This window comes from Salipiger sp. PrR002 (assembly GCF_010500775.1).
GTDB lineage: Bacteria > Pseudomonadota > Alphaproteobacteria > Rhodobacterales > Rhodobacteraceae > Salipiger.
The window spans coordinates 1-3,878 of the sequence record NZ_JAAGOU010000074.1 but is presented as its reverse complement, the minus strand read 5'-3'; the positions used below and the strand labels follow the sequence as shown (position 1 = coordinate 3,878).

Genomic DNA, 3,878 nt, shown 5'->3' with positions numbered 1-3,878 from the left:
GGTGTGTGAAATGACGAAGTTTGGTGTGTGAAATGACGAAGTTTGGTGTGTGAAATGACGAAGTTTGGTGTGTGAAATGACGATAGCTTAAGAAAGTTATCCACAGGATATTGGTGTGTGAAATGACGTCTCTTGACGATCGGTGTGTGAAATGACGATAGTAACCCATGGTGTGTAAAATGACGAACCTCGAACGTGCTCGGCGGTGTGTGAAATGACGAATTCACGCTCCCCGTTGCTGCCTGACCGTCATCCGCAAAAAGACCTGTTTGTGTGTGACATCGTGGATGCCGTCCCCAAGGGTGACATGGCCTCGATGGAGCACCCTGTATTCACCCTCTCGACCAAGCCTGACATGAAGCCTCGGCGGTATCAAAATGGCGAGAACTTCATCGAAGTGTCACCGTCCCGGTACGGGCTGGCCACGGTGCATGACCGAGATGTGCTGATTTACTGTATCAGCCAGTGCGTGGCTGCGCTCAACGAGGGTCGAACGGTTAGCCGGACACTTCGCTTCAAGGCTCATGATTTGCTCGTTGCAACGAACCGGCAGGCGTCTGGTCAAGGCTACAAGCTGCTCAAGGATGCGCTCCGGCGGCTGCAAGGGACGCAGATCGAGACAAACATCCGCCAAGGCGGCAAGGAGTATTTCAGAGTCTTCGGCCTCATCGAGTCTGCGGAAATCGTAAGAGAGACGCGCGACGGGCGAATGCAGGATGTCGAGATTACCCTGTCGGACTGGGTTTTCGACGCCATAGAGAACAACCATGTTCTAACGCTGAACAAGGATTATTTTTTCCTTCGTAAGCCTCTCGAACGGCGGCTCTACGAGTTAGCCCGAAAGCATTGTGGTGCACAGCCAAAGTGGAAATGCGGCATCGAGCTCTTGCGCGACAAGTGCGGGTCAGGCTCAACCACGAAAGAATTCAGGCGATTGATTTCGAAGATCATTGAGGATGACGCGGTGCATGACCATCTCCCCGACTACACCATGAGCATCGAAAGCGATAACGTTGTCTTTCGCCCCAAGGGGGCTGAGGCGGTGGTCGCCCCCTCCTTTCTGGCGTTGCGGTTCAGAAAGCCAGACACCCATGATGAGGCGCGGCGTCTCGCGCCTGGGTGGGACATCTACGTGTTGGAAAATGAGTGGCGGTCATGGGTGCATGATAAGGCTATCGACGTGAAGGATGCGGATAAGCACTTTCTGGCCTTCTGCAGTAAGCGCGGCGCGTACAAAAACTAGAACGCACAAATGTGGGTTTGTGGCTTTACGCTTTACCACTAATGTGGTTAGGTAGATTCATGATCATATCTTTCTTGAACCAAAAAGGTGGGGTCGGCAAAACCACCCTCTCGGTGAACGTGGCGGGCTGTCTGGCACGTCAGGGGCATCGGGTGCTTCTGATCGACGCGGACAAGCAAGGCTCGGCCACGACTTGGGCGAGCTTGCGCGAAGAAGCGCCCTTCCAGGTCGTGAGCATGGCGCGTGCGAACATGGCACGAGACGCGCTCAAGCTGGCCCAAGACTACGACCACACAATAATCGATGGTCCACCTCACGCCGAAGAGATAGCCCGGTCTTGTATCGTGGCCTCGGACTTCGTGGCGCTCCCGATTGAGCCCTCGGGACTTTCGACCTGGGCATCCGACCTGACGGTGCGCCAGGTGAAGGAAGCGCAAGAATTTAAGCCCGCCCTCAAATGTGGGTTTGTGGTTTCCCGCAAAATAGGGAAAACTGTGATTGGCCGGGATATCCGCAACATGGCCGCGGAAGCGGGCTTGCCGATTTTGGGGAGCGAAATTGAGCAGCGGGTTGCCTTTGCGGAAGGCATGACCATGGGGCAAACGATTTTCGAGTGGGCAGGCGATAGCAACGCTGCTCGTGAGATTGAACACCTAACAAAAGAGATTGAGCGGTATGTCGAAGAAGACGTTTTCAGCGGCTCCGAAGCCAAAGCGGCCCACGGATGACCAAATCCTCGCGTTCGAGCGAGGCGGGGCAGGGCATGATACGACACGGGCATCAATGCCGGTGGCGAAAGCTGCGGCGACGGATGAACCGACGAAGCGCCTAAGCCTTGACCTACCGGCCGGCCTGCACACGCGGTTCAAGACCGCTTGTAGCGCGACCGACAGGAAGATGGTTGGTGAGCTGCAGGCATACATCGAGGCTCGAACCAAGGAACTGGAAGACGAGGCGGGAATAACCCGCAAATGAACAAAAGCACAAATGTGGGTCTGATAATGAGCTGACCCCATCGAGTGGTCCGGGTTAAATGCCCGCCCGGCGCAGCAGCACGGCGACCCGGCGGTAGCCGTAGCGGCCATACTCCCGGGCCAGCTCGATGACGTCGGCTGTCAGCCGCGTTTCATCGTCCCGGCCCTGTGGCGGCTTGCGCAGCGTAGAGCGGTGCTGGCCGAGCACCCGGCAGGCCCGGCGTTCGGAGATGCCGAGTGTCTGGCGCACATGCTCCACGCACTCGCGGCGGCGCGAAGGGCTTAGAAGTTTCCCTGTGCAGCCTCGGTCAGTATCAGCTTCTCGAGCGTCAGGTCGGACACCGCCCGCCGCAGCCTCAGGTTCTCCTTCTCGAGCTCCTTCAGCCGCGACAACTGTGCCCGGTTCATCCCGCCATACTGCTTCCGCCACCGGTAGAACGTATGTTGCGATATCCCGATCTGGCGCACCGCATCGGCCATCGACAGGTCCTGACCGTGCAGCACCTCGACCTGGCGCAGCTTGGTGACAATGTCTTCCGGCTTCTCTCGCTTTCCAGCCATTCCGTAGTCCTCCTGTTCACCGAAATCCTATCGGACTTCCGGCTTCATGGGTGGACCACTTCTAAGGGGCTGGCTCAGTCGCAGAAATCCAGATCCGCGCCACCGCGCTCGGCATATCTGTCACCGAGCCCGTCGGATAAGTGCGTCTAGGGAAAGGGGAGGTCCGCGCTTCACGCCCTTTGCGCAACAAAGCCGGCTTGGAAGTGATCTCTCTGGGAGACCCAAAGGTAGCCCAGACATGCATTTTTCTTCGTCTTTTTACACATATGTAGAAGTTTGCACCGCTGCTAGGCGGGCCCGCGCGATTTGTTCTGCCTCGCTGACCCTACGCATCACTGCTTCGAGCTCTTCTCGAAGCCCTGCCAATGTGTCCACCCGATGGGCTTTGGGATTGCAGAGTTCAATTTCGCCCAGATTCGCCGAGGCCGCAGAAAGCTGCTCTTCGAGAGACTTCACCGTCTCTAAGTATGCGAGAAGATCCCGATCTGCGTTTGGCATGAAGACAACATCCAAGAGATTTTCCCAGTAGGATAAGTTCTTTAGGGTAGTGTTCAAGTTCTTTTCGGGAGAGGGTATTGAGTGCTTGCACACGCCTGCTTTGTTGAAGCTCGAAGCCCTCAGCTCAGGTAACGCGCTCACCAGTTTTGGACTGCGTGAGAAAACGCATTGCACCTGCAAAGACTAGAGAATGATCCGTCACTAATACGATGGCCGCGTGACACCCCACCACTGGCGGACTGGATGCGCTCATCGCCTTGCCATTTTGCAGCCATGAGAATCGCTTGTTTGTGATATTGTGCCTAGGGAGCGCGGCGCGCGCGCCCCGCGGCGGGACGGAGCTAATCACGCTGCGGCGCGCGGCGTCGGAGATGACCCCCAGTTAAGGGCTCGCCGCGCTCACTACCTCAGTCAACCTCAGGAGCCCTTCCTTCCTCTCATCAGGTGCGGGGGCGGAAGAGATCTGGGAAGTCCTGCGCTGCCGCGAAGAGGCCTTGGTCGACGGCGCGCCTCCGATACGCGATTTGCGCCCCGCTCATCATGCCTTGTCCCAAGTATGTGAGGAAGGTTAGCAGGCTGCGATACTTCACGTGTGGAGATTG

Annotated in this window: 4 protein-coding genes and 1 pseudogene; 3 read left to right on the top strand and 2 right to left on the bottom strand. The window is 57.1% G+C overall.

The genetic code is table 11. The features are described 5' to 3' along the window. The first annotated feature begins 214 nt into the window (after window positions 1–214). The 3 genes from G0A00_RS26070 to G0A00_RS26690 are packed head-to-tail and all read left to right on the top strand — an operon-like array spanning window position 215 to window position 2,218. Window positions 215–1,243 (top strand): replication initiator protein A, encoded by a 1,029-nt coding sequence (locus G0A00_RS26070; protein ID WP_164185158.1) that lies wholly within the window; start codon window positions 215–217, stop codon window positions 1,241–1,243. A 59-nt stretch (window positions 1,244–1,302) separates the two neighbouring features. Next, the gene (gene parA / locus G0A00_RS26065) at window positions 1,303–1,971 is read left to right on the top strand and encodes a ParA family partition ATPase (protein ID WP_164185159.1); all 669 of its coding nucleotides are present in this window, start codon (window positions 1,303–1,305) and stop codon (window positions 1,969–1,971) included. Beyond that, window positions 1,919–2,218, top strand: coding sequence for a hypothetical protein (locus tag G0A00_RS26690; protein WP_235956774.1), 300 nt, complete (start codon window positions 1,919–1,921; stop codon window positions 2,216–2,218). Before parA ends, G0A00_RS26690 begins: the two co-directional genes overlap by 53 nt. A gap of 60 nt (window positions 2,219–2,278) precedes the next feature. On the opposite strand, the pseudogene G0A00_RS26055 reads toward G0A00_RS26690, so the two are convergent. Together G0A00_RS26055 and G0A00_RS26050 are read right to left on the bottom strand one after the other, a co-directional pair. Then, window positions 2,279–2,778, bottom strand: a pseudogene (locus G0A00_RS26055) (transposase); the annotation flags it as partial. A 258-nt stretch (window positions 2,779–3,036) separates the two neighbouring features. Beyond that, entirely contained in the window at window positions 3,037–3,291 is a 255-nt protein-coding gene (locus G0A00_RS26050; RefSeq protein ID WP_164185116.1) for a hypothetical protein, read from the bottom strand. Window positions 3,292–3,878 lie beyond the last annotated feature (587 nt).

Coding starts and splice junctions, on each gene's coding strand:
- G0A00_RS26070 (WP_164185158.1), top strand. CDS start 215: ATGACGAATTCACGCTCCCCGTTGCTGCCTGACCGTCATCCGCAAAAA.
- parA (WP_164185159.1), top strand. CDS start 1,303: ATGATCATATCTTTCTTGAACCAAAAAGGTGGGGTCGGCAAAACCACC.
- G0A00_RS26690 (WP_235956774.1), top strand. CDS start 1,919: ATGTCGAAGAAGACGTTTTCAGCGGCTCCGAAGCCAAAGCGGCCCACG.